We start from the raw sequence: 22,169 nt of genomic DNA on the forward strand, positions 1-22,169 counted from the left end.
GGCGGCTGAGATCAGCACGCCCGTGAGGCGATCGGTCATGCCCGCGGGCTGACGATCACCGCTCGATCCCGGGCTCGCGACCGCGTTCCGGATCGGGGCGACCGAGATGGCGCGCGAGCTGCGCCACTAGGCGTCGAACCGCCGGGGCCGGCGCGCGGCCGAGCCGGCGCCCAAAGGCGTCGATCAGGCGAAAGGCCGGCACGATCATATGGCCGACCCCGAGCCACGCTGCCGCCTCGCGCAGCGCCCGGGCCGCGCGTACCGCCCGGCCGACGTCGATCCCCGGGGCGACACGCTCGGGCAGCCCGAGCACCCCGTCGCGCACGAACGCCACCCGGTCGGCGGCGTAGTCGACCACGTTGGCCTTCTCGCGGTAGCCACGCGCTTCCCGGAACAGTCGCTCCAGGACCATCGTGTCGTTGGCCGGCATGCGTGGATCCGCTTGGCGTTGCCGACACAGGGCGTCGAGCCGGTCACGCTCGACCACCACCCGCGCCGCGTGCCGGTGCCGGGTCAGGCCGACATAGACCTCGCGCGCGTCGGTGCCGGCCCCGAGGTACACCACCGCCGCGGAACAGGTCCGGCCCTGCGCCGCGTAAGATGTGCCGGCGTAGGCGTGGACGACCTTGGGATGGGCCGGCCGACGGCCGAACCGGGGGACGCGCCGGAGCTCGTCCCACGCCGCCTCGATCACCCGCCCGTCCTCCAGCGCCAGATGCAGGCGCGCACCGCCATCCGAGTCCGTGACCAGCGCCTCGATCCGGGCGCGGGTACCGTTGCGCAGGCCGAGGTGCGGCAGGCTCTCGCCGAACCGGAGAGTATCGCCGAGCGCGAGCGCGAGTGGCACTAGCCGATCCTCGCGGTCGCGCGCCGGCGGAGCGATCAGGTCCGGCCCGAGCCGGCCCTCGGCCCGCAGCGCAGCCCGCGCCCGGGCGTTCAGCGTCGCCGCGTCGGCGTTGCGCCGGGTGACGATCAGCACGTCGTCGCCGTAGCTCACGCGCTGCTCGGTCCAAGTCGCGATCACGCGCGCCTGCGCCGCCTCGGCCCCCGCGACCAGCTCGACCTGTCCCTCCGCCGCGTAGGCGCGCAGACCTGCCTCGGCATCGCCGCGCGCCATCACCACCGAGGCGGCGCGCTGCCACGCCACCGTCTGACGGCGGACCTCGCCGAGCACCGCGGAGCGCCCAACCACCTCGGCCACCGCCCGCAGCGCACTCGCGCCCCCGACCGAGGCGAGTTGCCGTCGATCGCCGATCAGCACGACCTTCGCACCGGCCGCCTGCGCCGCGCTCAGCACCGCCTCCAGGTCGCGGCTCGACACCATGCCGGCCTCGTCGACCAGGACCAGGGTATCGCGGTCGAGCGCCGCGGGGTTGGTTTGGGACTCGGCATCCGAGCGGGTCGCCCGGGCGCGGTCGTGGCGCCAGCGGGCGATCGCCTGTGTGGGGATCCCGGTCGAGCGTCCGAGTTCGTCGGCCGCGACCCAGGAGGGCGCCAGGCCGATCACGCGCATCCCGGAGTCGTGCGCGGCCGCGACCAGGACCGCGGCCGTCGTCGTTTTCCCGGTGCCCGCACCGGCCTGGAGCAGCGATACCCCATCCGGGCCGGCGGCATGGCGCACGGCTTCGGCCTGTTCCGCGCTGAGGCGGCCGTCCCGGGCCAGAGCCGTCGTCACCGCCTCGGGGGCGATCCAGCGCCGGTCCAACGGGCGATCGGCGGCGCGCAGCATCGCTGCCTCGCAGGTTGCGATGCCCGGGCTGGTCCAGCACGCGCTCGCCCCCGGCACCATCTCGGCGGCCGCCAGCGGCAGCAGCGTGCCGTCCCGCTCCAAGTCGGCGAGTTCCGCCTCCACCACCTCGACCCCGAGCCCCTGCACCCCCGCGAGTTCCAGGGCGCGCTGGAGCAGATCCTTGCGCGTCACGACGCTCTCGTGCCGGAACAGGGCCGAGGCGGCGCGCGCGACCGGGCCGTCGCCGGGGATCTCGGGCGGGTCGAACGGGGGTTCGCGTTCCGCATCGCGCGCGGCCGCGCGCGTGTCCTCGGGATGGCGCGCGGCGTCCCACGGATCGAGCGCGCAGGCGGCGAGTTCTTCGCGCCAGCGCGCCTCCAGCTCCGCACCGGTCGGCAGCTCGTGCTTGCCCCGGCGGGTGGCGAGCGCGGCGACCTCGCGCTGGGCGGATGTGGCCCCGGCGCCGGCATAGTCGAGGATCTGCTCCGAGCGCTTGGAGAAGGCCGCCAGCAGCGCCTCAGGCGGCCCGGCGACCTCCCATTGCCCGCGCCCGGCCTCGCGGTAGCGCAGGCCGAACCGCTCCCGCAGGTTCTCCGCCAGGGCGGCACGATAGGCGGCACCGACGGCGATCTGGTAGGCGTAGAGTTGCTCGACCTCGATGGTCAGGTGCGTCTGAGATTTGTATCGACCGGATCCGGAATGTTTCGGCGCACCGGCAACATTGATAAATACACAATGCGTATGAATGTTTGGATCACCTTCACGCGTCGTGTAATGATCGAAGCGGCCGACGATCAGATCGCTCGGCCGGTGTCGTTCGACGCCCCCCGCACCGGTCCGGACGGTGACCAATACCTCCGCCGCGACAAAGGTGAGCGCCCGCTCGACCGCGGCGCGGTGCGCCGCCTCGATCGCGGCGCGCTGCTCGGGCGTGCCCGCCATCCACAGCACGGAAACGGATTTCCCGGGGGTTAGGGTGAGGTCCTGACCGGCCCAGTGGCCCGGGCCAGCGCCACGCACTAGCGGCTTGCCGGTGCCGGGATGATATCCGGCACACAGGTCGCGGAACGAGCTGGCGGCGATCGGCGCGCCGTGGCGCACGACCGTCCCACCAGAACTCCACCACATGCCATCGCCATCCTTGGCATAATAGTCGTCGCGTCGGTCCGGGCGCGCCTCACGCTGGCCGTCGTTGGTGTAATACAGCCCGGCCGCCGAGCCGGCCCCGAGCCGGTGCAGCGAGGCGGTCACGCCGCCGGGGCCCCGGTACCGTCTTTGGCTCGAAAACGACAGACCTTGGTGAGGTCGATGGCGCCGGAGGGCGCACCGAGTTCGCCCACGGCCTGGGCCATATCGAGCAGGGCGGCGTCGATCCGTTCGGCGCGCTCGATCAGAACGCGGTGGCGGATCGCCACCTCCAGGCGTTGGGCCACGCACTCGGCCGCGAGGCTTTCGCTGGGCCAGCCATGCTCGGCCGCGGCGGCAGTCAGGCGGGAGGCGAGGGGGGCCGCCAGGATAATGGTGAAGGAGACCTCGTCGGCCATTGGCGCACCTGATAGGGGTGGTTCGGGCTGGGCAGCCTGACACCCTCGGGCTCGATCGGCGAGGCTTGTGAACCCGCTCGGTTAACGCCGGGTCACTTCAGTGCGTGTGGTGTGATAGCCTTCTCCTTGCCGTACACGTTACCGTACCGTTACCGTATGGTTGCCGTTTGCAGCCGTAGTCTGCCGTCCTCGGCCGGATCCTAACGTGAGCTTGCCGTCGCCCTCGGCATTCGAGCGATCGGCTGCACGCCCTGGCAATCCCCGCTCTGCTAGGGCATTGCCATGGCCCAGCGCCCCCGCCTCGACCTACGCCGCCTCGCCCGGGACGCCGCCGCGACCCCCGGCAGCCGCCGCACCGCCGGTGCTCCGGGCGGTCGGGCCGCCACGGGCTTGATGGACATCGTGCGCGGCCACCTCGACGCCCTGGTCGCCCTCCAGGCCGGCGGATTGACCTGGGATGCGGTCGCGGCCGGCCTCACGGCGCAGGGGTTCACCACCGCCGACGGCCAGCCGATCACCGGGCGCAATCTCACCGGCATCATCTCCAGCGTTCGGCGGCAGGCCGCCGCCCGCGCAGCCAGGGCGGAGGCGCGGGCGGCCCGGCCAGATCGGCCGACCTCATCGCATCCCGTACCGCCCCCGACCGGCTCGACCCCCCGGGCGTCACGGCTCGCACCGGAGCTCCGTCCGGATCGCGAGAGGCCAACCCCATCGGCCGCGGATGCGCCGCTCACCGAGGCGGAGATCCAGCACCTGCAGGCCGAGAAGCACAGCCACCTGTTCAAGAAGGACTGACACCCATGCCTCGCGTCCTCCTCGTCGCCCAGGAAACCGGCGGCGTCGGCAAGTCGACCGTGACCCGCGGCCTGGCGGAGGCCGTGCCGGACGCGCCGATCCTGGAGATCGAGTCGGTGCATCGCCTGACCGAGTTCAAGACCGCGACGGCCGCCAACGAACCCGGCGGCGTGCGCTACTTCGAGATGCGCGCCACGCGCGAGGCGATCGAGGCCAGCGGCGGCAAGGCCGCGCGGTCCGAGCTCGACGAGGTGATCAACGCGCTCTACGCGGTCGCGGCCCCCACCCTCGTCGACATCGGCGCCAACACCTCGGCGAGCCTGCTCGGGGTGCTGAGGGACGAGGCGCCGGAGCTGGGCAAGGCCGGGATCGAACTCGGGCTCGTGGTGGTGGTGGCCGCCGAGGCCGGCTCGCTCGCGGATGCGGGCAAGCTGCTGCAGGCCGCGCGGGACTGGACCGGTGCCCGGTTCGTCGTGGCCAACGGCGTGCGCGGCGCGATCGACCCGACGATCCTGGAGCGCGTGGTCGGCGACGCGGGGGTCACGCACCTGCGCGCCTTCGAGCTGGAGGATGAGACGCGCGGGGTGTTGGCGGCCGGTCAGCTGCGCGGCGTCGGACGGCTCGACCGGGCGGGCCTGGTCAAGCAGACCTCGCAGGCCAAGGCCGGGCGGATCCTGCGCGATCTCACCGCGTTCCGCCTCGCCGTGATGGAGGCGGTCAAGCCGGCGGCCCTGTGGCTGGTCGAGGAGGCGCCGGTCTCAGGTCGGGCCGGGACGCCGGCAGGGGGAGCCAAGCGTGCCCGCAACGCCTGAGGACGTGAAAGCCCGCCTCGCGCGGGCCGACCGCGCCGCGCGTGAGGCCGCGGCCGGGTTCGAGCGGGACAGCCGCGCCGCGCTCACCCGGCTGAAGACGCGCCCGATCCACGAGCGGTTCGCGGCCTTGGAGGAGGGCGCAGCACAGCTCCTGCCCGAACATCGGCGCGAGCTCCTGCTCTCGATCCGCGACCGCTCCGACGAGGCGGAGCCTAGCGTCCGGTCCGCGCCGCGCCACGCGAGCCGCATCGCGGTCTGGCGCGGGCGCCTGCCGTTCCACATGCACCGGCTCACCCGTGACGCCTTGCTCGCGCTCTGCCTCTTGCTCGGGCTGGTCCTGGCCTACCGCCGCACGCCGATCTCCTGGGTCGAGGTGCGGGGCGACCGGGATGTGACCGCCGCCTGGGTCATGCCGGACGGGCGATCCGGCGGGGACCGCCTCGTGGCGGGGCGCGCCTATGCGTTGATGCGGGACGCCGACGGCGTGGCTGAGCTGCGCGACTGGCACCCGAGCGACGGCTATGCCACGACCCGCGTGCCTTCGGATTGGCTGCGGACCCGCTCCGGACCATCACGCTGAGGTCCGGATCTCTCGATCCGATGCGGTTCACCGCGTCCGGCCGACCGGCGGTACGGAGGTGATCAGCTTGCGGAAGCGCGGATCGGTGTGCGCGACCGTCTTCTTCAGGCGCAACGGATGGCGCGCGTGGCCGCCGCTGTTGGGAAACACCAGGAGTTCGTCGCCCGGCATCGCGATCAGCGCCTCCTTGGTCATCAGGCGCGCGCCCTGCGACGCACGGGCCGTGGACGGCGTGCCCTTGGCATCGCCGGTCGGGGCCGTCCGGGTCTCGACGAAGGCGGTGTAGTCGCCGATCGACCGCGACCAGCGCTCGGCCTCATCCGGATCGACGGCCGGGACGTCGAAGACGGTGACAACCTCCGCGGTGTTAAGCAGCACGTCCGCTCCGGCCTCGCCGTAGAGCCCGACGAGTTGGGCGCGGTCCTGCCACATCGTCCAAAGGCTGGCGCCGTAGCCCGGCAGCTCGCCCGCCGCGGTGAGAAGCGCATCGAACCGGCCGAGTACCGCGGCCTCGTCGACGAAGATCATCAACCGCTCAGCCGGACGGTGGCGACGCACCGAGGCGAACAGGTCGGACAACAGCCAGCGCAGCAACGGGGCGAGCACAGTCTTGTACTCGGTCGGCACCGCCACGAACAAGTCGACGGCGCCGGTGGACAGCTCGGACAGCTGGAAGGTCGAGTCGCCGACGAGGTCGCGCAGGCGCCGGTCGGCGAGCCACTGGAAGGCCTGCAGGGCGGTGGATTTGATCGGGTCCTTGGTCTTGGGATCGGCCTCTAGGATCTCGATCGCCGCGTAGGCCGCGGGCTCGGGCCAGTGCGTGACGTACTGCTGCAGGAGGCCGCGGAAGCGGGCCTCGTCGGTTAGCAAGTCCTGAACCTCCACGACCGTGCACGCCTGCGGCTGACGCAGGGCGACCAACAGCGCACCGGTGATCAGATCGACGGCCCGGTTGCGGAAGTAGGCGGAGGCCTCGCCGTCACCGGAGGCCTCGGGCAGGAGCGCCAGCGCGGTACTCTGGAGGTAGAGGACGTCGTCCGGGTCGCGGCCCTGGAGCGGGTTCCAGTGGTCGGTGCCGCCGGCCAAGCCCATGGGATCGAGGCAGACGACGCGGCGCCCGAGCGAGCGGCGTCGTGCGGCCACGGAGCGGTAGACCTCGCCCTTCGGATCGAACACGACAGCGGGGCCACCCCAACCCTGCGGCTCGGGAAAAGCGAGATTGGGGATGAGCAAGCCCGACGTCTTGCCCTTGCGCGGCGGCGCGATGGTGACAAGCGTGCCTTGCACGGCGATGCGGACGGCACGGCCGGTCTCCGGATCACGGCCGAGTTCGAGCCCGTTGCGGAGCCGACCGCGCTCGGTTGCAGTGGCGAAGCGGGCCGAGCCGAACAAGTCGGAGGTGTCCCGCTTCTGTTTGGGTTTGGCGCGCCGCAGCAGCTCGGCTCCGAACAGGATCAAGAGGGGGAAGAAGGCGAGGAGTGGGGCTAGCGACCAGCCGTTGTTGGCGAATTCGGGCGCACGACCGATCAGCATGAGGTACGGCATCGCGAGCGCGTCACCGGCACGCACGGAGAATAGGGCCTCGAACCAGGCCCCGGGGCGCGTCACCTCTGCGGGCCAATACGCTGGGTCGAGCCCGTTCTGGATCAAACCCGCGACTGGGTAGGCCAGGAGCACGGTCGCGAGAAAGGCTGAGAAGATTATGCGCATTGCGGGTCAGTCACGAGAAAAGTAGACAGCATCGTTACAAGCACATCTTGCCCTTTGGGATCGATAACGGCATATCATTGCAAAGCAAAACGCTTAGAATAGATTATCTATAATTTAGAGATGCTAATTTTTCGAGATTTATTTTTTCTTTCAGCCAAGCAGCATTGAGTTTTTCTAGCCACAAGGGACGATGATGAGTCCTGAGATCATCAAATCTTAGGTGCATCGATGCGACCTCCGGATCGTTCAGAAAGGCCGCTTCGCACAGTGCAGCAAGACCATCAGCATCAAGGGCGTCGAATGCGTGGAGCACGCGTGTGGCCAACAGGCGCTGCTCGATGAGATCCGTCTCGGATCCTCCCAACTTCGCGAGGCGGACCTGACGACCCGCGTAGCGTGACACCGCCTCGTTGATACATGTCGTGACTGCGATGCTGGCGAAAGAATTCGGATTGTAGGCCAACATCTGAACCTGATGCCATGTGGGCAGCAGCACTATCCCGTCTCTTGCGAAAGACTCCAGTTGCTCAGGTTGCGGCATCGCGAGCCGGTTGCTCTCGAACCAGCGCGTGTCGGGCTGGTGGACCTGGAGTATGATATAGGTCGTCGAGCCCATCCGCCGGGCGAAAGCGTTCGCCGCAGCGACCCACTGAGGATGGCGTGCGTCGTCGATGAGGATGATGTCGCGCCCGGTCTTTGCTGGCATTGTCTGTTCAGGCATGACCCTGCACCTGCGGCTTGAGCACAACCACGCCCCGCGTCCGAAAGAGCATTTCGTCGGCCTCTGTCCAGATGGCCCCAAAGCCGCTCAGATCCTGGCCGGGACGTGCCGACACCACGTTATAGTTCTGGCGCACGAGACCAAGTTCTGACGCCCAGCGGACCTCGGCCTGCCGCACGTCGGGGTGGATCTCCGTGTTGACGATAAGTAAGTCCTTGAACAGCGCTCTCAGCAGTGCGCCTTTGTCCATGGGAGGCATAACGATCCTTGCACCCTATCTGCATGAACGATGACAGTCGCAATAAAAGGATCGTGTTTCTGAAACGGCGGGCAAATCGGTAAAATTGATATGATTTACTCAGTTCACATAATCTTTGAAGAGATCCAAATATTAATCAATATATAATCTTTAGATGCGCGTCGCCTCTCGCCTTGCATATTATTCAATATTTAGAGAGCTCTATGCCTGCAATGGTTAAGATATTTGCGAGCGCATAAATGTAATCGGGACCCATCGGGAAGTCATCTGGTGTTATTTTGCATTAATCCTTGGCGATCTCTATCGGTCTGGATTGAGAGAAACCGGTGATACGTGAACCTAGTCCCGGGCGCCGTGCCGCGTCTACTTAGGTCGCCACGACAGCAGGCATGGTAGATTGGCGCTCCAGGGTACGGTAAACGGTTGGCCGTGAGATCGAAAACAGCTCGGCCAAGTCGCTGATCGCGTAGTCGCCTGTGTCGTACATCCGGCGCAGCTCCTTCTGCTGGCGATCTGAGAGCTTGGGCTTCTTGCCCCGCAGCTTCCCCTTGGCGCGGGCCATCGCCATGCCCTCGCGCGTGCGCAGCCGGATCAGGTCGGCCTCGAACTCGGCGAAGGTGGCCAGGATGTTGAAGAACAGCTTGCCCATCGGATCGAGCGGATCGTGCACGCTGGCGCCGAGCTGCAGCTTCACGCCCCGTGCCGCGAGCGCGTCGCCGATCGCGCGCGCGTCTGGCACGGAACGGGCGAGCCGGTCGAGCTTGGGCACTACCAGGGTGTCGCCACTCCGGACCGCAGCCAGCGCCTGGTCGAGACCCGGGCGGGCCCGGTTCGTCCCGGTGAAGCCCTTGTCGGTGTAGATGCGATCGGCCGCCACCCCGAGCTGGACCAGCGCGTGGCGCTGGGCGGCGAGGTCCTGCTTGTCGGTCGAGCAGCGAGCGTAGCCGATCAGCACGTGCGTCATGCGTGGGGCTGTAACGTATAAGGTCCCCTCACCGCAATTTTTATCGTACCAATCGATTGAGACGCGGCCCGCGCAGGCATATCGAGCCTTTGTGCGTGGATCACCCGAGCGTCCGCTGACCGATCCCCTTGCGGACACAAAGGGGGAACCACGATGCAGCTCAGGGGAGCCAGCTTCTTGCGTAACTGACATTCAAAGTTCGTCCTGGCATGGATCGAGGCTTATGGCGTATGCTTATGCCCATGGCACACGATGGAGACGTCCCATGAAAGCGAGGGTGATGCCTGACGGGCGCGTGAGCTTGCCGGCCGATTTACGCAAGCGGCATGGTCTTGTTCGTGGCGGTGAGGTCATCGTCGAGGATATGGGCGACGCCATCGTGCTCCGGACCCTCGATCAGGTCGTCGCCCGGGCGCAGGCCTTGAGCCGTAGACTGGTCGGTGACACGGCAGGCGCGACCGTGGCGGATTTCCTCGCGGATCGCGCTCGTGAGGCTGAAGCCGAATGACGGGCGTCGTCCTCGACGCGTCCGCACTACTCGCGCTCTTGCTAGGGGAGCCGGGAGCGGATCGGGTGAAAGCCGCGCTCGACGGCTCGGTCATGACGACCGTCAATCTGGCCGAAGTCGTCAGCCACTACGCCAAGCTCGGCGCGGCGCGCGCGGAGATCGACGCGTTGTTACGCCCCTTGCCGATCCGGTGGGTCACCGTCGATGCCGCGCTGTCGTACGAGGCCGGCATGCTGCGCCCTCTCACTGTCGAGGGTGGTCTGTCACTCGGGGACCGATATTGTCTGGCCCTTGCCAAGCAGGAAGATCGGCCTGCCCTTACCGCCGAACGGCGTTGGACGACGATCGCCGAGGCCGCCGATGTTGTCGTCGAGATGATCCGCTGAGAGCCTTTTTAAATCGACAAAACGAATATGGGCCCCCGAATGTCATCGGTGAGTCGGTCAGACCCGTGCGAGGATGATGTTTGTTCAAGAATAGAAACGCTTACGAGTTTTCCTGAAAGAAATGACATTGTTTCAAATTCCGCCCGACCCGCTCCTTGTTTGTCGAGATGCGGACATGGTTCCGGCACACGGTTTGGCTCGAGCATATATTCCGGGATGCGGCCCTGTCGTACGCTCGGCAAGGATCTCTCGCGAGTGGAATTTGTTCGTGCTTTGCCCGGCATTGGCTGGCGTGCGGTGTCCCCGGAGCGTAAAGGCTGGCGTCTTGATTTCCGGGAGCACGCACTTGTAGATCTCAGGCCGATTAACGATGCCCTCCACCAATCCCGCCCATCACCTCGCGCGCCTTACGGATGCTGCCGCGACACTCAGCACGCCTGCGGAGGTCGCGGCATGGAGTACCGCGGTATCGGCCGAAATTGAACGCCTCCAAGCCAAGGGGATGCGGCTTCGCGAAGCTGCGCTCCGTTCGTCGAACCAACGCAGGATCGCCAAGGCCGATGGCTTCTGCACTGCCGTGGAACCCGAGTTGAACCGTGCCGCTGTCGCCGTGCGCGCGGTCAATACAATGTTCTTCGTCGATCCGCCGAGCACAGCGAGACATTAGCCGCAGGGTCTTATACAGAGTGCATCCCGGCGAAGCCTCCTTATGCTCGACAGCAAGGCCACGGCGGTTCTTACAGCTAAGACTTGACAGTTCAGTAATCGTGCCATGCTTCAGAGCGCCCCGCACGGCGACTTTCACGGGCGACATCGACGAGGAAGCGCCTCCCAGAAGACCGATCGTTTTTACAGAACGGAAACATCGAGAGGTTCCGTTGGATCGAACTTTCAAGCTCGACGATGGTGGAGAACGCCAGAGTGGAGCCCCCCTTGATCCAAGACGCGTTTTTGCCCCCGGTCACCGAACAGGATCGTCCGCATTGCCGCGGCGGTGCTACGGTGGCACAGGAGAAGACGAATGCTCGTCCGCCGGGTGGTGAGTGGTCCCCCGACCGAGACAGGGACGCCCCGACACCAGGCCTGGAGCCGCGGCTGTTCCCGTACATCTGGCGCCACTCGAAGCGCGACCAACTTGCCATCTGCATGGTCGTCCTGGCCTCGGTGCCGTTCTACTTCGCCTCCCTCGACCTGCCCAAGCGCATCGTCAACGACGCGATCATCGGCAAGGCGTTCGCCCACGGCGAGGCGACCGCGCCGTTCCTGAATTTCGAGATCGCGTGGCCTGCCTTCCTCGGTGGCGGTTGGACCGAGATTTTCAATGGCTTCCACGCCGACCGCCAGGGACTGTTGCTCTGGTTGTCCGGGCTGTTCCTCATCCTCGTCCTGATCAACGGTGCCTTCAAGTTCCGGATCAACCTGCAGAAGGGGGTTTTGGGTGAGCGGATGCTGCGCCGCCTACGCTTCCAGCTGTTCTCGCTGATGTTGCGCTTTACCCCTGAAACCCAGCGCGAGGTGAAATCCTCTGAGACCGCGACCATCATCCGCGACGAGGTCGAGCCGATCGGCTCCTTCATCGGCGACGCGATCGTGGTGCCCGCCCAACTCGGCACGCACGCCGCGACTGCGCTGGCCTTCATTCTGATGCAGAACGTGTGGCTCGGACTGGCCGCCGGCGCGATAGCCGGCGTGCAGATAGCCGTCATTCCTCGGCTCAGGCACGCGATCCTACGCCTCAGTCGTCAGCGTCAGATCGAGTCTCGCAACCTCGCCGGCCGTGTCGCGGAGGTGCTGGACGGGCTCGATGCCGTGACGGTCAATGACAGCGTCCGCTGGGAGAGAGCCGAGATCAGCGGCCGGCTCCATGGGCTCTATGACCTGCGCCTGCAGATCTATCGGCGCAAGTTTGCGATCAAGTACCTCAACAACCTGCTCGCACAGGTGACACCGTTCCTGTTCTATGCCGTCGGCGGCCTGCTCGCCCTTAAGGGCGAGCTCAGCATCGGCCAGCTGGTCGCGGTTTTGGCAGCTTACCGCGATTTGCCTCCTCCCCTGAAGGGACTGATCGACTGGGACCAGCAGCGCCTGGACGTTGAGGTGAAGTACGAGGCGATCGCCGCACATTTTGGTGCACAGCGCCTGCGGCTGGCCGATGCGACTCGATCGGATCTGCCGCAGGACCAAACCCGCGCCGTGACGTCGGATGGGCTCGTCCTGCGTGACCCGAAGGAGGGTCGGTCGGTGACGATCGCGGACCTGCACATCGCCCTGCCGGCGCAAGTCGGGCTTCACTCGCCCGGGACCGGCCTCGCGCACCAGTTCGCACGCGCACTTGCCGGGCTGCAATCACCTGTGGCCGGGGCGGTCTCCATCGGCGCCCTCAACCTTGTAACGGCCGGGCGTGCCGCACGAGCGCGGCGCATCGGTTACGCCGGCCGCGATCCGGTCCTGTTCCCCGGCACCATCCGTGACAACCTCGTCTATGGACTGCGCACAGCCCCACAGTCGGACCTGGAGGACACTCGGCCCCTGTTCGAGGCGCATCGCGCGGGCAACTCCCCAGACCCAGTGGACACGCAATGGGTCGACCTTGCCGCGCTCGGTGCGTCTGACACCCGCGCGCTCGACCTGCGGATGCTGGATCTGCTTTCCCGACTCGGCATGGATGAGGATCTCTACCGGTTCGGCCTGACCGCGACCTCGCGCTGCGAGGGTACGCCTTTGGGCGAGCGCATGATTGCGGCGCGCCGGCACCTGCACCGCCGGCTCGTCGCCACCGGCAAGACTGATCTCGTCCTGCCGTTCGACCTGGAGGAATACAACCAGCGCGCGACAGTTGCGGAGAACCTCCTGTTCGGCGTGCCTACAGATCCAGCCCTCGTTGGCCAACGCCTCGCGTCGGAGCCGCGCTTCCGCGCTGTGCTGGCGGAACATGGCCTGCTCAGAGACCTCGACCGTCTTGGCGTAGCGGTCGCTCGCACGCTCGTCGAGATCTCCCGGGGCCTTCCGCCGGGACATGCCCTGTTCCGTTGCCTCCCAGTGATCGACCAAGAGGCTCTACCCGAGATCGAGCGACGTCTCGCCGTTCTCGGAGATCGCGCGCTTCCCGATAGGCCCGGCGACGACGTCTTCCTCACCCTCGCACTGTCCTATATCGAGCCGTCCCACCGGCTCGGGCTGCTGGACAGACCGTTGTGCCGGCGGATCGTGGGTGCACGCGGACCGCTCCAGACGCGGCTGCATTCGGGAGGCAAGCCCGATATCGCGCCGTTCGATCCGGGCCGCATCAATATGCGCAGCTCGATGCTGGACAATCTCCTGTTCGGACGCATCGACACGACGCAGATGAACGCCGAAGTCGACATCCAAGAGCACGTCCGAGCCGCCGTGCGGCACTTCGGGCTTGAAGGCGACGTGCGGGTCCGCGGGCTCGACTACGGCGTCGGAAACCGTGGCCGGCTCCTCACGGTGCGGCAGCAAGCGTCGATCGAGCTTGCCCGTGCCGTCCTGCGCCAGCCAGATCTCCTCGTTCTGGACGGCACGCTGCGGCACCTTGAGGACTGTGCAGGCGTGATCGAGGCGCTCACGTCGGGCCCGCTCGCGCCTGAGAGTCTTCTGGTCGTGACGGACACAGCCGAGGAAGCGGCTCTATTGCCGGTCCAGGTCACGGTAGAACGATCCGGTGCTGTGCACATCGCGCAAGCATCCTCTCCTGTGGTACTGGCCTGACGCGTATGGCTGGAAGAGCAGGCCTTCGCGTCGCTTGGCGTGGCCAGGACAAGCAGGGTGGGCCATCGTGCGACGTCGTCGGCGATGACATCCGAACTGCCGAGGCGGAGGGATATTGCAGCCGCCGCTCCTTTGTCCAGACTTCGCCATCGGTACCAGCCCTATCGGTATCCAGCCGAAGAGCCGGCGAACCTTACAGATCAAAGGCCCGGTCACGTTTTGAAGTATCGACGGCTAGGCACGCACGAGCAGTTTTCGTAGCGTACGGGTGTCGATGCCCAGCACACGCGCTGTGGCGCAGATGTCATCGGCCATGACGCGCAAGATTTCCTGAGCGTGGCGTCGGGTGACAGCTTCCAGCGAGCTGTCCGGCGCACCGCTGAGCCTACATCCGTCCGGTAGTTTGCGCAGGATCGCATCGATCTCGGCGGTTGCCGCTGGCCGAGCCAGGAAATCGGTCGCGCCCATGCGTAAGGCGGTAACTGCACCTTGGAAGGTGGCATAGAACGATAGGACGACGATGCGGGCAGCGGGATCTGCTGTGACGAGCCTCGGGATCAGGCTGACTCCGCTGCCGTCCGACAGCTTGTAATCGATGATGGCGAAGTGTGGCTGTTCAGCCGCGATGATCGCGGATGCCTCACCGAGAGATGAGGCCACCCAGACGTGGTAGTCCAGTTCGGCCAACTCCCGCCCTCGTTGCTCTCGGCTGACCGGATCCGCGTCAGCGAGCAGGAGGCATCCAGGCCGCTCATGCGCCGCCATCGGGCATCGAGATGTTCGTCCCACCCAATCCACCAAACCTTTATCCCGACGCACCCAGTTCAATCCTCCAGCTTGAGCCCCGCCAGCGGCTACGTCTTGCAAGCGACATTGCCCGTTCAGAAGGTGATGGATTGAAGGCAGATTGACCTAAGTATTTGTCGTTCCGGGCCGTGAGTGCGCGCGTCAGATGCAACTATAAATCGAACTTACTATTATCTATCTAAGAACATTTTGGCGACATCTTAAAATATCCGGAGTTGACCTGAACAGCGACCACCCGGTGACAGGTTAGGCTTTGCCGCGCTTCCCAATCCTCGATCGTCAGATTGAGTGAATCCGGCCAGCTTTCCGCGGGTACATCCAGCACCAGAAGACGGTCCGTGACCGTGTAGAGGTCATGACGCAACTCCTCCAGTTGCGCATATGTCGGCTTGGGTATCGCCGAGATCGCGCAGCCCTTCGTCAATCGTGCCGTCCATTCGGCAGCTTGATCGTTCGCCTGGATCCTAGTCATGATCAGGGCCTGTCCTGTGTAGCTTCGCAATCATACCGCCCCGGAAGAAAAGCGGCATGCTGCGGGCGCCCCGAGCGCAATGCCAGGAAAGAAGCGCCGGTCGCGGGCGTCCAGACGATGCGCACGTGGGTGTTGATCAGGTTGGTGCGAACCAGAGCTTCGAGTTAAGCCCGGTCGAACATCCGCTCTTCTACCCCCGGAACTAGGTCGCCGCGGCAGCAACCGCTACCCACAGCGTCAGTCCAGGCGGATAGCCGTTGACCTGAGCAATCAAACTGGGACTGCGGTTTGTCATAGGAGCCTCGTGGTTCGGACCAAGGATCTCACCCGGAAATGGTTCGATCCAACGCATTTTTACGCTGACTCTGATCTGAAAATTCGATTATCTCTAGGCCGCTCGGTTCAGCGATGTGGACCTTCGGTTCTGCTAAGCCGAACGTCTCAGTGCTCAAGTCGAGGACGCGAGCCAGGATCCCACCCGAGGTGGCTACATGACCCTCGACCAACTCCGGATTTTCGTGGCGGTCGCCGAACGCGAGCATGTCACGCGTGCCGCTGAAGCGCTCAATCTGGTTCAATCCGCCGTCAGCTCGGCTGTCAGCGCCATCGAGGGGCGGCACGCCGTCAAGCTCTTCCACCGGGTTGGGCGCGGCATCGAGCTCACCGAAGCAGGTCGCCTTTTCCTCGGGGAGGCGCGGGCCGTGCTCGCCCGCTCAGAGTGTGCCGAGCTGGTGCTGGCTGAACTCAGCGGACTTCGACGGGGCACGCTGAGCATCCAGGCCAGCCAGACGATCGCGAGTGACTGGCTGCCCCGCTACCTGGTCGCCTTTCGCCGTGCCTATCCGGAGATTACCCTCAATCTGACGGTCGGCAACACCACTCAGGCCGCGGCCGCTGTGCGCGAGGGTGGGGCCGAACTGGGCTTCGTCGAAGGCGCGCTCGACGATCCGGCGCTGACCAGCACGACGGTGGCCGAGGATCAGCTCATGCTCCTCGTCGCCCCTGACCACCCCTGGGCAAGGCGCAGTGAGCTGTCGCTGGACGAGCTTGCGGAGGGCAGCTGGGTGTTGCGCGAGCCGGGCTCTGGCACGCGCTCGGCCTTCGAGGAGACACTGGCCCAGCGCGGTTTCAACCCGACACGTCTGACGGTGATGCTTGAACTGCCCTCGAACGAGGCGGTGCGGTCCGCGGTCGAGGCGGGCGGTGGCGCGACCGTGCTCTCGGCCTGTGTGGCTGCGGCAAGCCTCAAGGCCGAGACGCTCTGTCATGTACCGTTCGACCTGCCGAAGCGGGCGTACCGGATGCTGCGTCACAAGGAGCGCTACCGCAGCCGGGCCGCCGACGCGCTCCTCGACCTGATCAAGGCCGCTCCTGCGAGAACGGCCTGACTGCTAAGGCTGTGGTTTCATGCTGGCGAGGTAATCGACGATAGCGGGCACGTCCGTATCGTCGATCGGTGCTTTGTAGGTGTGGATCATCTTGTTAACCGTCTCACTCCATTCAGTCCTGGAGCGCTTGGGTTGAGTCAGCACCATCGCGGCCGAGTGGCAGGCCAGACAGTTGTTGTTGATTGCCTCTGCCTCGTGGCCGCCCGGGAAGGTCCGGTCGCTCTGCGGCAGCTGGACCGAGACAGACTTGAACCGCATCGCCTCGCCAGCCAGGGCGGCTCCTCCGACGAGCGAGACGGCGAACAGCGCGGCGAGCGCGAGGCGGGGCAGGATCATCGGGGACATGCTCTGCTCCTCGCCTCAGGATGCCACGACGGGCGTGGTTTCGGCCACGCTGCGCATGAAGCCATTCGGATTCCAGGTCGGCTCCAGTGGCTGGGCCACGCCCTTCGTATTGGTGCAGCGGACCTTCAGTTCGTGCCGGCCAGCGATTAGGGCAGGAAGGCTCGCCTCGAAGCGACGGAAGCTGTAGCTGCCCTCGTCTTTGCCGAGAGCAGCGGCAAGCCAGCTCTGCCCGCCATCAGAGGAGACCTCGACGGTCCTCACCCCACAATCGCCCCCAAAAGCGATGCCCCGCAGATTGAGCGGAGCCTCGGCCTTCACCAAGGCGTCAGCCTTGACGTTGGTCAGCAGGGAACGCGGCACCATCCGGTTGATCGGCACGGTGGCGTAGCCGGTCTCTCCGGGCCGGACATTCGCGCCAGGAGTGGCGGGGATACGGTAGGCGGTCTTCGTCCAGAACTGCTCGTCAGCATGATCGAGCACCTCGATGTCGGACAGCATCTTGACCCAGTAGGTCGAGTACCAGCCTGGCACGACGAGCCGGAGCGGGAAGCCGTTGAGCAGTGGCAGCTGCTCGCCGTTCATCGCGTAGGCAATCATCACCTCGCCATCGCGGGCGTGATCGAGATCCAGAGACTTCTTAAAGTCGGGCGCGTCGGCGACCACAGGCTCGTCGAGGCCATTGAAACGCACCTGCACGGCGCCAGCCTTCACGCCGGCCCGGTCGAGCACGTCCTTGAGCCGCACGCCGGTCCAGAGCGCGTTACCCATGGCGCCGTTAGCCCATTGCGCGCCGGAGACACGCGGCTCGAACAGACCGCGCGAGTTGCCCGAGCATTGGTTGACCGCGGCGATCTCGAACTGCGGCAGGCGGGCGATCTCGTCGAGCGAGAGGGAGAGTTCCTTCTCGACATGGCCGTGGATCTTGAGGCGGAAGCTCGGGGCATCGACTTCGGTGGGGATCGAGGCCCAGTGCCAACGCACGTAGAAGCGGTCGTTGGGGGTGAATACACCCTGGTCGAACACCTCGAACGGCGTCTCCAACAAGGGTGGGCGGGTGCGCTGCAGGATCATCGACCCCTTACCGGGAAACCCCGTGGTGAGGTCGCGCGCGTCGGGGCCGCCGGGCAGCGGTAGCCTGACTGAGCCAGTGGCCCAGGCAGGCGCGGCGGCACCGAGGCTGCCGAAGCCGAGACCGGCGAGGACTACACGACGTGACAGGGCGTGGTGGTTCAAGGGTGTTCTCCGCCTTGCGGGCGCGGCGCACTGAGCACCCGCACCACGATGTGCAAGGGATATCTTCTCTACAGCGTGTCTTCCAATAGAATATTCTTATATTTTTAATCGATTTTATAGATCATTATTCTCGTCGATCGAGGAGCATCTACGGGCTGGTACTGGGCACAGTGTGCTTCCCTTCAACGCTCCGCTGGTCGCTACATGCCACGACGCAGCCAGTATCGGTAACCTCTTAAGAGGTGCTTTGGCACTCGCTGCCAACTCTGTAACTAGGATTGCCAGCATAGTTAATCTGCTATTATTCGCAGTTATGGCGAACATCTATCGATATCTGACTTAAAAATCCGCATCATATAAACGTAGAGTCAGTAAAAGCTAGGAGATCGGAAGTCTTACCTTCGAGATACCGGCCAGATCTTCGCGGAGGTCTATGGTTGAAACCACGGAGGCTGCGTGCCGCTCGGCACCGCGTTCGGGTGGGCGTCAGCTAGGCAAGGCAAAGCCGCTCATGCTTAGCTGGGCTAGAGTCCCCACGCGCTGGCGTTCCGGTAGAGCATGTACCCCGCTACCGCGAAGATGACCCCGGCAAAGATCCGATTCAGGAGCCTCTTTTGGTTGGCCAGCCGGCAGGCCAGCCGCATGCCGATGAAGCCTCCGATGAGGCCCCCCGCGATGAACTCCGCGGCCACGACCCAGTCCACCAGGCCCGACAGCGCGTAGGACGCCGCCGTGGCCAATCCGAAGGCCCCCACGGCGAGGAGCGACGAGCCGACCGCGTTGATCATCGGCATGCCGGTGGCGAACAGGAGCCCCGGCACGATCAGGAAGCCGCCGCCGATGCCGAAAAACCCCGACAGCATCCCGACGGCCAGGGCCGAGGCCACGACCTTCGGCACCGACACCGGCGCATGCTCGTCGGCAGGGCCACCGTCACTTGCCGGACGCAGCATCAGGCCGCCGACCACGACCATCAGCACGGCGAACAGGAACAGCAACCTCTCTCCGTCGAACGCCTTGCCAAGGGTCGATCCGACGAGGGCCCCGAGCACCCCGACAAGCGCAAAACCCGCCGCGCAGCCCCATCGGACGTTGCCGGCCTTGGCATGGCCACCGAGGGTCATGAAGGCGTTCGCCGACACCGCCAGCGCCCCGGTCCCGATGGCCAGGTGAGGTTGGGACATCCCGACGACGTAGAGCAGAAGGGGCGTCGCCAGGATCGACCCGCCGCCGCCGATCAGCCCGAGCGTAAAGCCGACGCCACCCCCAGACAGCAGGGCGGGAAGCGCGCTCACCGTCGGACCTCGCCGGTTCGTGGCGTCATGCCCGGCGTGAGACGAAACAGAACCATGCCCGCGAGCATCGCGACGACGAACACGCCGATCGAAGGCAGGCCGAGGGTAAGCGCCGCCAGTGCCGGACCGGGACACAGGCCCACTAGGCCCCATCCGATCCCGAACAGCGTTGCGCCGCCGACCAGCCGGGCGTCGACGGTGCGTGTCGTCGGGATGTCGAACCGCGGGGCCGTCGCCGGTTTCCCCATCCAGGCCGCCATCACGTAGCCGAGGGCGGAGACGCCGACCGCACCGCCGAGGACGAAGGCGAGGCTCGGGTCCCATGGCCCCGCCACGTCGAGGAACCCGAGAACCTTGGCCGGGTCCATCATGCCTGAGATGGCGAGACCGAGGCCGAAGAGGAGGCCGGCTAAGAGGGCGACCGCCAGACGAAGGGCGCCGGTCATGTGCCGATCCCATGACGGACAATGAACACCGTCACTGCGGCCACGACCATGAAGACGGCCACCGCCGTAATCGAGCGCGGCGATAGCCGGGCTATTCCGCACACCCCGTGCCCGCTTGTGCAGCCCGACCCGAGGCGGGTGCCGTAGCCGACGAGGAGGCCGGCCGCGATCAACATCGGCCAGGACGCCTCCATCCGGACTTCGGGCCAATGCCCGGCCTGCATCCGATAAAGGATCGGGCCGAGAAGCAGGCCGACGAGGAAGGCACCGCGCCAAAGGGTGTCGCGTCTGGATGGTCCAAGCAGACCGCCAGCGATGCCGCTGATGCCTGCGATCCTCCCATTGCCCAGGAGCAGGACGACGGCGGACGCGCCGATGAGGAGGCCACCCACGAGCGGCGACAGGAAGGCGCTCACGCCCGACTTCCGACCAGCCCGAACATCGCGGCCTGCTGAGGGCGGGGGCGTCCGGCAGGTGCCGCCCGCATCGCGGGCAGGCTGTCCGGCGCGGCCGAGTAGATCCGGCGAAGCTCGTTCAGCACCGCCACGACCCTCGGTTCCGTGACGCGATAGAAGACGGACTTGTGCTCCCGCCTGGTCGAGACGAACCCGGCCTCTCGGAACTCGCCGAGTTGTTGCGACAGGGTCGGCTGCCGAATGCCGAGTTCGCGCTCGATGTCGGTGACCGAGCGTTCGCCCTCCAGCAGGAGGAAGGCGATGCGCAGCCGGTTGGGGTTCGCCAGGACCTTGAGCGCGTCGCCGATCCGAAGCGTGAGCTCCTCCGTCAAGGGGCGGTCCTCCCGAAGGCGTCGAGGGGGATCTTGAGGTAGCGCTTGCCGTTCGCCTCCGGCTCGGGGAGCCGACCGCCGCGAATGTTCACCTGCAGGGCGTGCAGGATCAGCTTCGGCATCGGGAGGGTCGCGTCGCGGGCCTTCCGGACGGCCACGAACTCGTCCTCCGTGCCCGCGGCGACCATGTGCGTGTTGGTCGCCCGCTGCTCCGCGACCGTACTCTCCCAACGTGGCTCCCGGCCACCTTGGCCGTAGTCGTGGCCGGTGAAGACACGGGTCCCGTCCGGAAGCGCGAGGATGCGTTGGATCGAGCGCCAGAGCCTCGCGGCGTCGCCGCCGGGGAAGTCGCAGCGCGCCGTCCCGGAGTCCGGCATGAACAGCGTGTCGTGGACGAAGGCGGCGTCTCCGACCACGACCGTGATGGAGGCGAGCGTATGTCCCGGCGAATGCATCACGCGGGCGTCGAGTTCGCCGATCTGGAAGGTCTCTCCGTCGGCGAAAATCCTGTCCCACTGCGAGCCGTCCGTGGGGAAATCGGCGGGCAGATTGTAGATGCCCTTCCACAGCGCCTGGACGTCGACGACGTGCTCGCCCGTCGCCGTCGGGGCGTCGGTGGCCTCCTTCAGGTACCGTGCCGCCGAGAGGTGGTCGGCATGGGGGTGGGTGTCGACGATCCACTCGACCCGCAATCCCTCGCCATGGACATAGGCGAGGATCGCATCGGCCGATCGCGTCGAGGTGGTCCCCGCCTTCTCGTCGAAGTCCAGCACAGGATCGATGATGGCGCAGCGGCGCGTCACCGGGCACGACACGACGTACTGGACGCTGCCGCTGGTGGCCTCGTGGAAGCCCTGCACGACGGGTCTGGGATCGGGGCCGGCCATGGTCATGCGCTCCCCAGTCGGTAGTACCAGTCCGACGCCCCGGTCTCGGGCTGGGCCGTGATCTCGTCGAAGGTGAGGGGCGGTGCGACGATGACGGGGTCGCCCGGCATCCAGCCCTCGGGGGTCGAGACGTCGGCCGCGTCGGTCGCCTGGAGGGCCGCCACCAGGCGCAGGACCTCGTCGACGCTGCGGCCCACGGTCATCGGGTAGGACACCGTCGCCCGGACGACGCCCTGCGTATCGATCACGAAGGTCGTCCGCACCGTGGCGCTCGACGTCGCGTTCGCCGGGAGCATGCCGTAGGCCCTGGCGATGCCCATCGCCGGGTCCTCCACGATGGGGAACGGCACGCGCACGCCGAAGCGATGCTCGATGCTGTGCTTCCAAGCGAGGTGGGAGGACAGGCTGTCGACCGACAGGGCGAGCAGGTCGCACCCGAGCTCCCGGAAGCGGTCCGATGCCTTCGCGAAGGCCACGAACTCGCTGGTGCAGACCGGCGTGAAGTCGGCCGGATGCGAAAAGAACACCAGCCAGCGCCCTCGGTACATGTCGAGCGAGCGCTCGCCCATCGTCGTCCTCGCGCGGAAGGGAGGCGCCACGTCACACAGGACGGGCGGGCCCGCGGCATTGACCACGTCAGGTCGGACGATGTCGCTTTCTAAATTCATGAAATGACGTATCCACGGCACAGATCCATCGATGACATGACAGTGCAGGCCCTTGCGCGCCCTGTCAATATATGTTCGTCTTGTGACTTAGAAGTCGATATATA

At 66.3% G+C, this 22,169-nt stretch carries 24 protein-coding genes; 8 read left to right on the forward strand and 16 right to left on the reverse strand.

The window, feature by feature from the left end; genetic code table 11:
• Positions 1 to 55 precede the first annotated feature (55 nt).
• Both mobF and WYO_RS27515 read right to left on the reverse strand, forming a co-directional pair.
• Complete coding sequence (mobF, locus tag WYO_RS27510) at positions 56 to 2,980, reverse strand: MobF family relaxase (protein ID WP_007568942.1); 2,925 nt, start codon at positions 2,978 to 2,980, stop codon at positions 56 to 58.
• A complete protein-coding gene (locus WYO_RS27515) occupies positions 2,977 to 3,273 on the reverse strand; it encodes a hypothetical protein (RefSeq protein ID WP_007568944.1) in 297 nt (98 codons plus the stop codon). The genes mobF and WYO_RS27515 overlap by 4 nt, the downstream gene beginning before the upstream one ends.
• Positions 3,274 to 3,555: 282 nt before the next feature.
• On the opposite strand from WYO_RS27515, the gene WYO_RS27520 reads away from it, so the two are divergent.
• Genes WYO_RS27520 through WYO_RS27530 form a run of 3 tightly spaced genes read left to right on the forward strand, consistent with a single transcriptional unit; the run spans position 3,556 to position 5,460 of the window.
• Positions 3,556 to 4,068, forward strand: a complete 513-nt coding sequence (locus WYO_RS27520) for a hypothetical protein (RefSeq protein WP_007568946.1) — start codon at positions 3,556 to 3,558, stop codon at positions 4,066 to 4,068.
• A 5-nt stretch (positions 4,069 to 4,073) separates the two neighbouring features.
• On the forward strand, positions 4,074 to 4,880 hold the full coding sequence (locus WYO_RS27525; protein WP_007568947.1) for a hypothetical protein: 807 nt from the start codon (positions 4,074 to 4,076) through the stop codon (positions 4,878 to 4,880).
• Complete coding sequence (locus WYO_RS27530; RefSeq protein ID WP_007568949.1) at positions 4,864 to 5,460, forward strand: hypothetical protein; 597 nt, start codon at positions 4,864 to 4,866, stop codon at positions 5,458 to 5,460. Before WYO_RS27525 ends, WYO_RS27530 begins: the two co-directional genes overlap by 17 nt.
• Positions 5,461 to 5,487: 27 nt before the next feature.
• Here the strand turns inward: WYO_RS27530 and WYO_RS27535 are convergent, their stop codons facing one another.
• From WYO_RS27535 to WYO_RS27545, 4 genes are all read right to left on the reverse strand, one after another.
• A complete protein-coding gene (locus WYO_RS27535) occupies positions 5,488 to 6,993 on the reverse strand; it encodes a type IV secretory system conjugative DNA transfer family protein (RefSeq protein ID WP_244424334.1) in 1,506 nt (501 codons plus the stop codon).
• Between the two features lie 280 nt (positions 6,994 to 7,273).
• Complete coding sequence (locus WYO_RS31250; protein ID WP_007568954.1) at positions 7,274 to 7,891, reverse strand: hypothetical protein; 618 nt, start codon at positions 7,889 to 7,891, stop codon at positions 7,274 to 7,276.
• Entirely contained in the window at positions 7,884 to 8,141 is a 258-nt protein-coding gene (locus WYO_RS27540) for a hypothetical protein (protein ID WP_039904500.1), read from the reverse strand. The genes WYO_RS31250 and WYO_RS27540 overlap by 8 nt, the downstream gene beginning before the upstream one ends.
• 376 nt (positions 8,142 to 8,517) lie before the next feature.
• Complete coding sequence (locus WYO_RS27545; protein WP_007568958.1) at positions 8,518 to 9,114, reverse strand: recombinase family protein; 597 nt, start codon at positions 9,112 to 9,114, stop codon at positions 8,518 to 8,520.
• A 265-nt stretch (positions 9,115 to 9,379) separates the two neighbouring features.
• Here WYO_RS27545 and WYO_RS27550 point away from each other — a divergent pair, with 265 nt between their 5' ends.
• From WYO_RS27550 to WYO_RS27560, 4 genes are all read left to right on the forward strand, one after another.
• Positions 9,380 to 9,622, forward strand: a complete 243-nt coding sequence (locus WYO_RS27550) for an AbrB/MazE/SpoVT family DNA-binding domain-containing protein (RefSeq protein ID WP_007568960.1) — start codon at positions 9,380 to 9,382, stop codon at positions 9,620 to 9,622.
• On the forward strand, positions 9,619 to 10,008 hold the full coding sequence (locus tag WYO_RS27555) for a type II toxin-antitoxin system VapC family toxin (RefSeq protein WP_007568961.1): 390 nt from the start codon (positions 9,619 to 9,621) through the stop codon (positions 10,006 to 10,008). The genes WYO_RS27550 and WYO_RS27555 overlap by 4 nt, the downstream gene beginning before the upstream one ends.
• A gap of 370 nt (positions 10,009 to 10,378) precedes the next feature.
• Positions 10,379 to 10,675: a hypothetical protein gene (locus WYO_RS31255; protein ID WP_128755108.1), complete on the forward strand. Its 297-nt coding sequence runs from the start codon at positions 10,379 to 10,381 to the stop codon at positions 10,673 to 10,675.
• Positions 10,676 to 10,941: 266 nt separating this feature from the next.
• Positions 10,942 to 13,737, forward strand: coding sequence for an ABC transporter ATP-binding protein (locus tag WYO_RS27560; protein ID WP_244424336.1), 2,796 nt, complete (start codon positions 10,942 to 10,944; stop codon positions 13,735 to 13,737).
• Between the two features lie 234 nt (positions 13,738 to 13,971).
• Here the strand turns inward: WYO_RS27560 and WYO_RS27565 are convergent, their stop codons facing one another.
• Complete coding sequence (locus WYO_RS27565; protein WP_039904502.1) at positions 13,972 to 14,502, reverse strand: response regulator; 531 nt, start codon at positions 14,500 to 14,502, stop codon at positions 13,972 to 13,974.
• A gap of 220 nt (positions 14,503 to 14,722) precedes the next feature.
• Positions 14,723 to 15,016, reverse strand: coding sequence for a hypothetical protein (locus tag WYO_RS31260; protein ID WP_128755109.1), 294 nt, complete (start codon positions 15,014 to 15,016; stop codon positions 14,723 to 14,725).
• A 491-nt stretch (positions 15,017 to 15,507) separates the two neighbouring features.
• Here WYO_RS31260 and WYO_RS27570 point away from each other — a divergent pair, with 491 nt between their 5' ends.
• Positions 15,508 to 16,404, forward strand: coding sequence for a LysR substrate-binding domain-containing protein (locus WYO_RS27570; RefSeq protein WP_007568968.1), 897 nt, complete (start codon positions 15,508 to 15,510; stop codon positions 16,402 to 16,404).
• 3 nt (positions 16,405 to 16,407) lie between these two features.
• Here WYO_RS27570 and WYO_RS27575 read toward each other — a convergent pair whose 3' ends face one another.
• The 8 genes from WYO_RS27575 to WYO_RS27610 all read right to left on the reverse strand — a co-directional run bounded on the left by WYO_RS27575 (position 16,408) and on the right by WYO_RS27610 (position 22,065).
• Positions 16,408 to 16,749 (reverse strand): hypothetical protein, encoded by a 342-nt coding sequence (locus WYO_RS27575; RefSeq protein ID WP_007568969.1) that lies wholly within the window; start codon positions 16,747 to 16,749, stop codon positions 16,408 to 16,410.
• Between the two features lie 15 nt (positions 16,750 to 16,764).
• Positions 16,765 to 17,982 carry a molybdopterin-dependent oxidoreductase gene (locus WYO_RS27580; protein ID WP_007568971.1) on the reverse strand — a complete coding sequence of 406 codons (1,218 nt, stop codon included), beginning with the start codon at positions 17,980 to 17,982 and terminating at the stop codon, positions 16,765 to 16,767.
• A gap of 524 nt (positions 17,983 to 18,506) precedes the next feature.
• Positions 18,507 to 19,277, reverse strand: a complete 771-nt coding sequence (locus tag WYO_RS27585) for a sulfite exporter TauE/SafE family protein (RefSeq protein ID WP_007568973.1) — start codon at positions 19,275 to 19,277, stop codon at positions 18,507 to 18,509.
• A complete protein-coding gene (locus WYO_RS27590; protein WP_007568975.1) occupies positions 19,274 to 19,723 on the reverse strand; it encodes a YeeE/YedE family protein in 450 nt (149 codons plus the stop codon). Before WYO_RS27590 ends, WYO_RS27585 begins: the two co-directional genes overlap by 4 nt.
• Positions 19,720 to 20,139 carry a YeeE/YedE family protein gene (locus WYO_RS27595; RefSeq protein WP_007568976.1) on the reverse strand — a complete coding sequence of 140 codons (420 nt, stop codon included), beginning with the start codon at positions 20,137 to 20,139 and terminating at the stop codon, positions 19,720 to 19,722. Before WYO_RS27595 ends, WYO_RS27590 begins: the two co-directional genes overlap by 4 nt.
• Positions 20,136 to 20,510, reverse strand: a complete 375-nt coding sequence (locus tag WYO_RS27600) for a metalloregulator ArsR/SmtB family transcription factor (RefSeq protein ID WP_007568978.1) — start codon at positions 20,508 to 20,510, stop codon at positions 20,136 to 20,138. Before WYO_RS27600 ends, WYO_RS27595 begins: the two co-directional genes overlap by 4 nt.
• Positions 20,507 to 21,403 carry an MBL fold metallo-hydrolase gene (locus WYO_RS27605; protein WP_085985826.1) on the reverse strand — a complete coding sequence of 299 codons (897 nt, stop codon included), beginning with the start codon at positions 21,401 to 21,403 and terminating at the stop codon, positions 20,507 to 20,509. The genes WYO_RS27600 and WYO_RS27605 overlap by 4 nt, the downstream gene beginning before the upstream one ends.
• The gene (locus tag WYO_RS27610; protein WP_043075144.1) at positions 21,400 to 22,065 is read right to left on the reverse strand and encodes a peroxiredoxin; all 666 of its coding nucleotides are present in this window, start codon (positions 22,063 to 22,065) and stop codon (positions 21,400 to 21,402) included. The genes WYO_RS27605 and WYO_RS27610 overlap by 4 nt, the downstream gene beginning before the upstream one ends.
• Positions 22,066 to 22,169 lie beyond the last annotated feature (104 nt).

The sequence above is a fragment of the Methylobacterium sp. GXF4 genome (assembly GCF_000272495.1).
GTDB lineage: Bacteria > Pseudomonadota > Alphaproteobacteria > Rhizobiales > Beijerinckiaceae > Methylobacterium > Methylobacterium brachiatum.

What these genes read in the sequence shown, in the direction of transcription:
- WYO_RS27570 (WP_007568968.1), top strand. Translation starts at nt 15,508, where the DNA reads ATGACCCTCGACCAACTCCGGATTTTCGTGGCGGTCGCCGAACGCGAG.
- WYO_RS27515 (WP_007568944.1), bottom strand. Translation starts at nt 3,273, where the DNA reads ATGGCCGACGAGGTCTCCTTCACCATTATCCTGGCGGCCCCCCTCGCC.
- WYO_RS27545 (WP_007568958.1), bottom strand. Translation starts at nt 9,114, where the DNA reads ATGACGCACGTGCTGATCGGCTACGCTCGCTGCTCGACCGACAAGCAG.
- WYO_RS27540 (WP_039904500.1), bottom strand. Translation starts at nt 8,141, where the DNA reads ATGGACAAAGGCGCACTGCTGAGAGCGCTGTTCAAGGACTTACTTATC.
- WYO_RS31260 (WP_128755109.1), bottom strand. Translation starts at nt 15,016, where the DNA reads ATGACTAGGATCCAGGCGAACGATCAAGCTGCCGAATGGACGGCACGA.
- WYO_RS27590 (WP_007568975.1), bottom strand. Translation starts at nt 19,723, where the DNA reads ATGACCGGCGCCCTTCGTCTGGCGGTCGCCCTCTTAGCCGGCCTCCTC.
- WYO_RS27605 (WP_085985826.1), bottom strand. Translation starts at nt 21,403, where the DNA reads ATGACCATGGCCGGCCCCGATCCCAGACCCGTCGTGCAGGGCTTCCAC.
- WYO_RS31255 (WP_128755108.1), top strand. Translation starts at nt 10,379, where the DNA reads ATGCCCTCCACCAATCCCGCCCATCACCTCGCGCGCCTTACGGATGCT.
- WYO_RS27535 (WP_244424334.1), bottom strand. Translation starts at nt 6,993, where the DNA reads ATGCTGATCGGTCGTGCGCCCGAATTCGCCAACAACGGCTGGTCGCTA.
- WYO_RS27525 (WP_007568947.1), top strand. Translation starts at nt 4,074, where the DNA reads ATGCCTCGCGTCCTCCTCGTCGCCCAGGAAACCGGCGGCGTCGGCAAG.
- WYO_RS27555 (WP_007568961.1), top strand. Translation starts at nt 9,619, where the DNA reads ATGACGGGCGTCGTCCTCGACGCGTCCGCACTACTCGCGCTCTTGCTA.
- WYO_RS31250 (WP_007568954.1), bottom strand. Translation starts at nt 7,891, where the DNA reads ATGCCTGAACAGACAATGCCAGCAAAGACCGGGCGCGACATCATCCTC.
- WYO_RS27575 (WP_007568969.1), bottom strand. Translation starts at nt 16,749, where the DNA reads ATGTCCCCGATGATCCTGCCCCGCCTCGCGCTCGCCGCGCTGTTCGCC.
- WYO_RS27520 (WP_007568946.1), top strand. Translation starts at nt 3,556, where the DNA reads ATGGCCCAGCGCCCCCGCCTCGACCTACGCCGCCTCGCCCGGGACGCC.
- WYO_RS27610 (WP_043075144.1), bottom strand. Translation starts at nt 22,065, where the DNA reads ATGAATTTAGAAAGCGACATCGTCCGACCTGACGTGGTCAATGCCGCG.
- WYO_RS27565 (WP_039904502.1), bottom strand. Translation starts at nt 14,502, where the DNA reads ATGGCGGCGCATGAGCGGCCTGGATGCCTCCTGCTCGCTGACGCGGAT.
- WYO_RS27550 (WP_007568960.1), top strand. Translation starts at nt 9,380, where the DNA reads ATGAAAGCGAGGGTGATGCCTGACGGGCGCGTGAGCTTGCCGGCCGAT.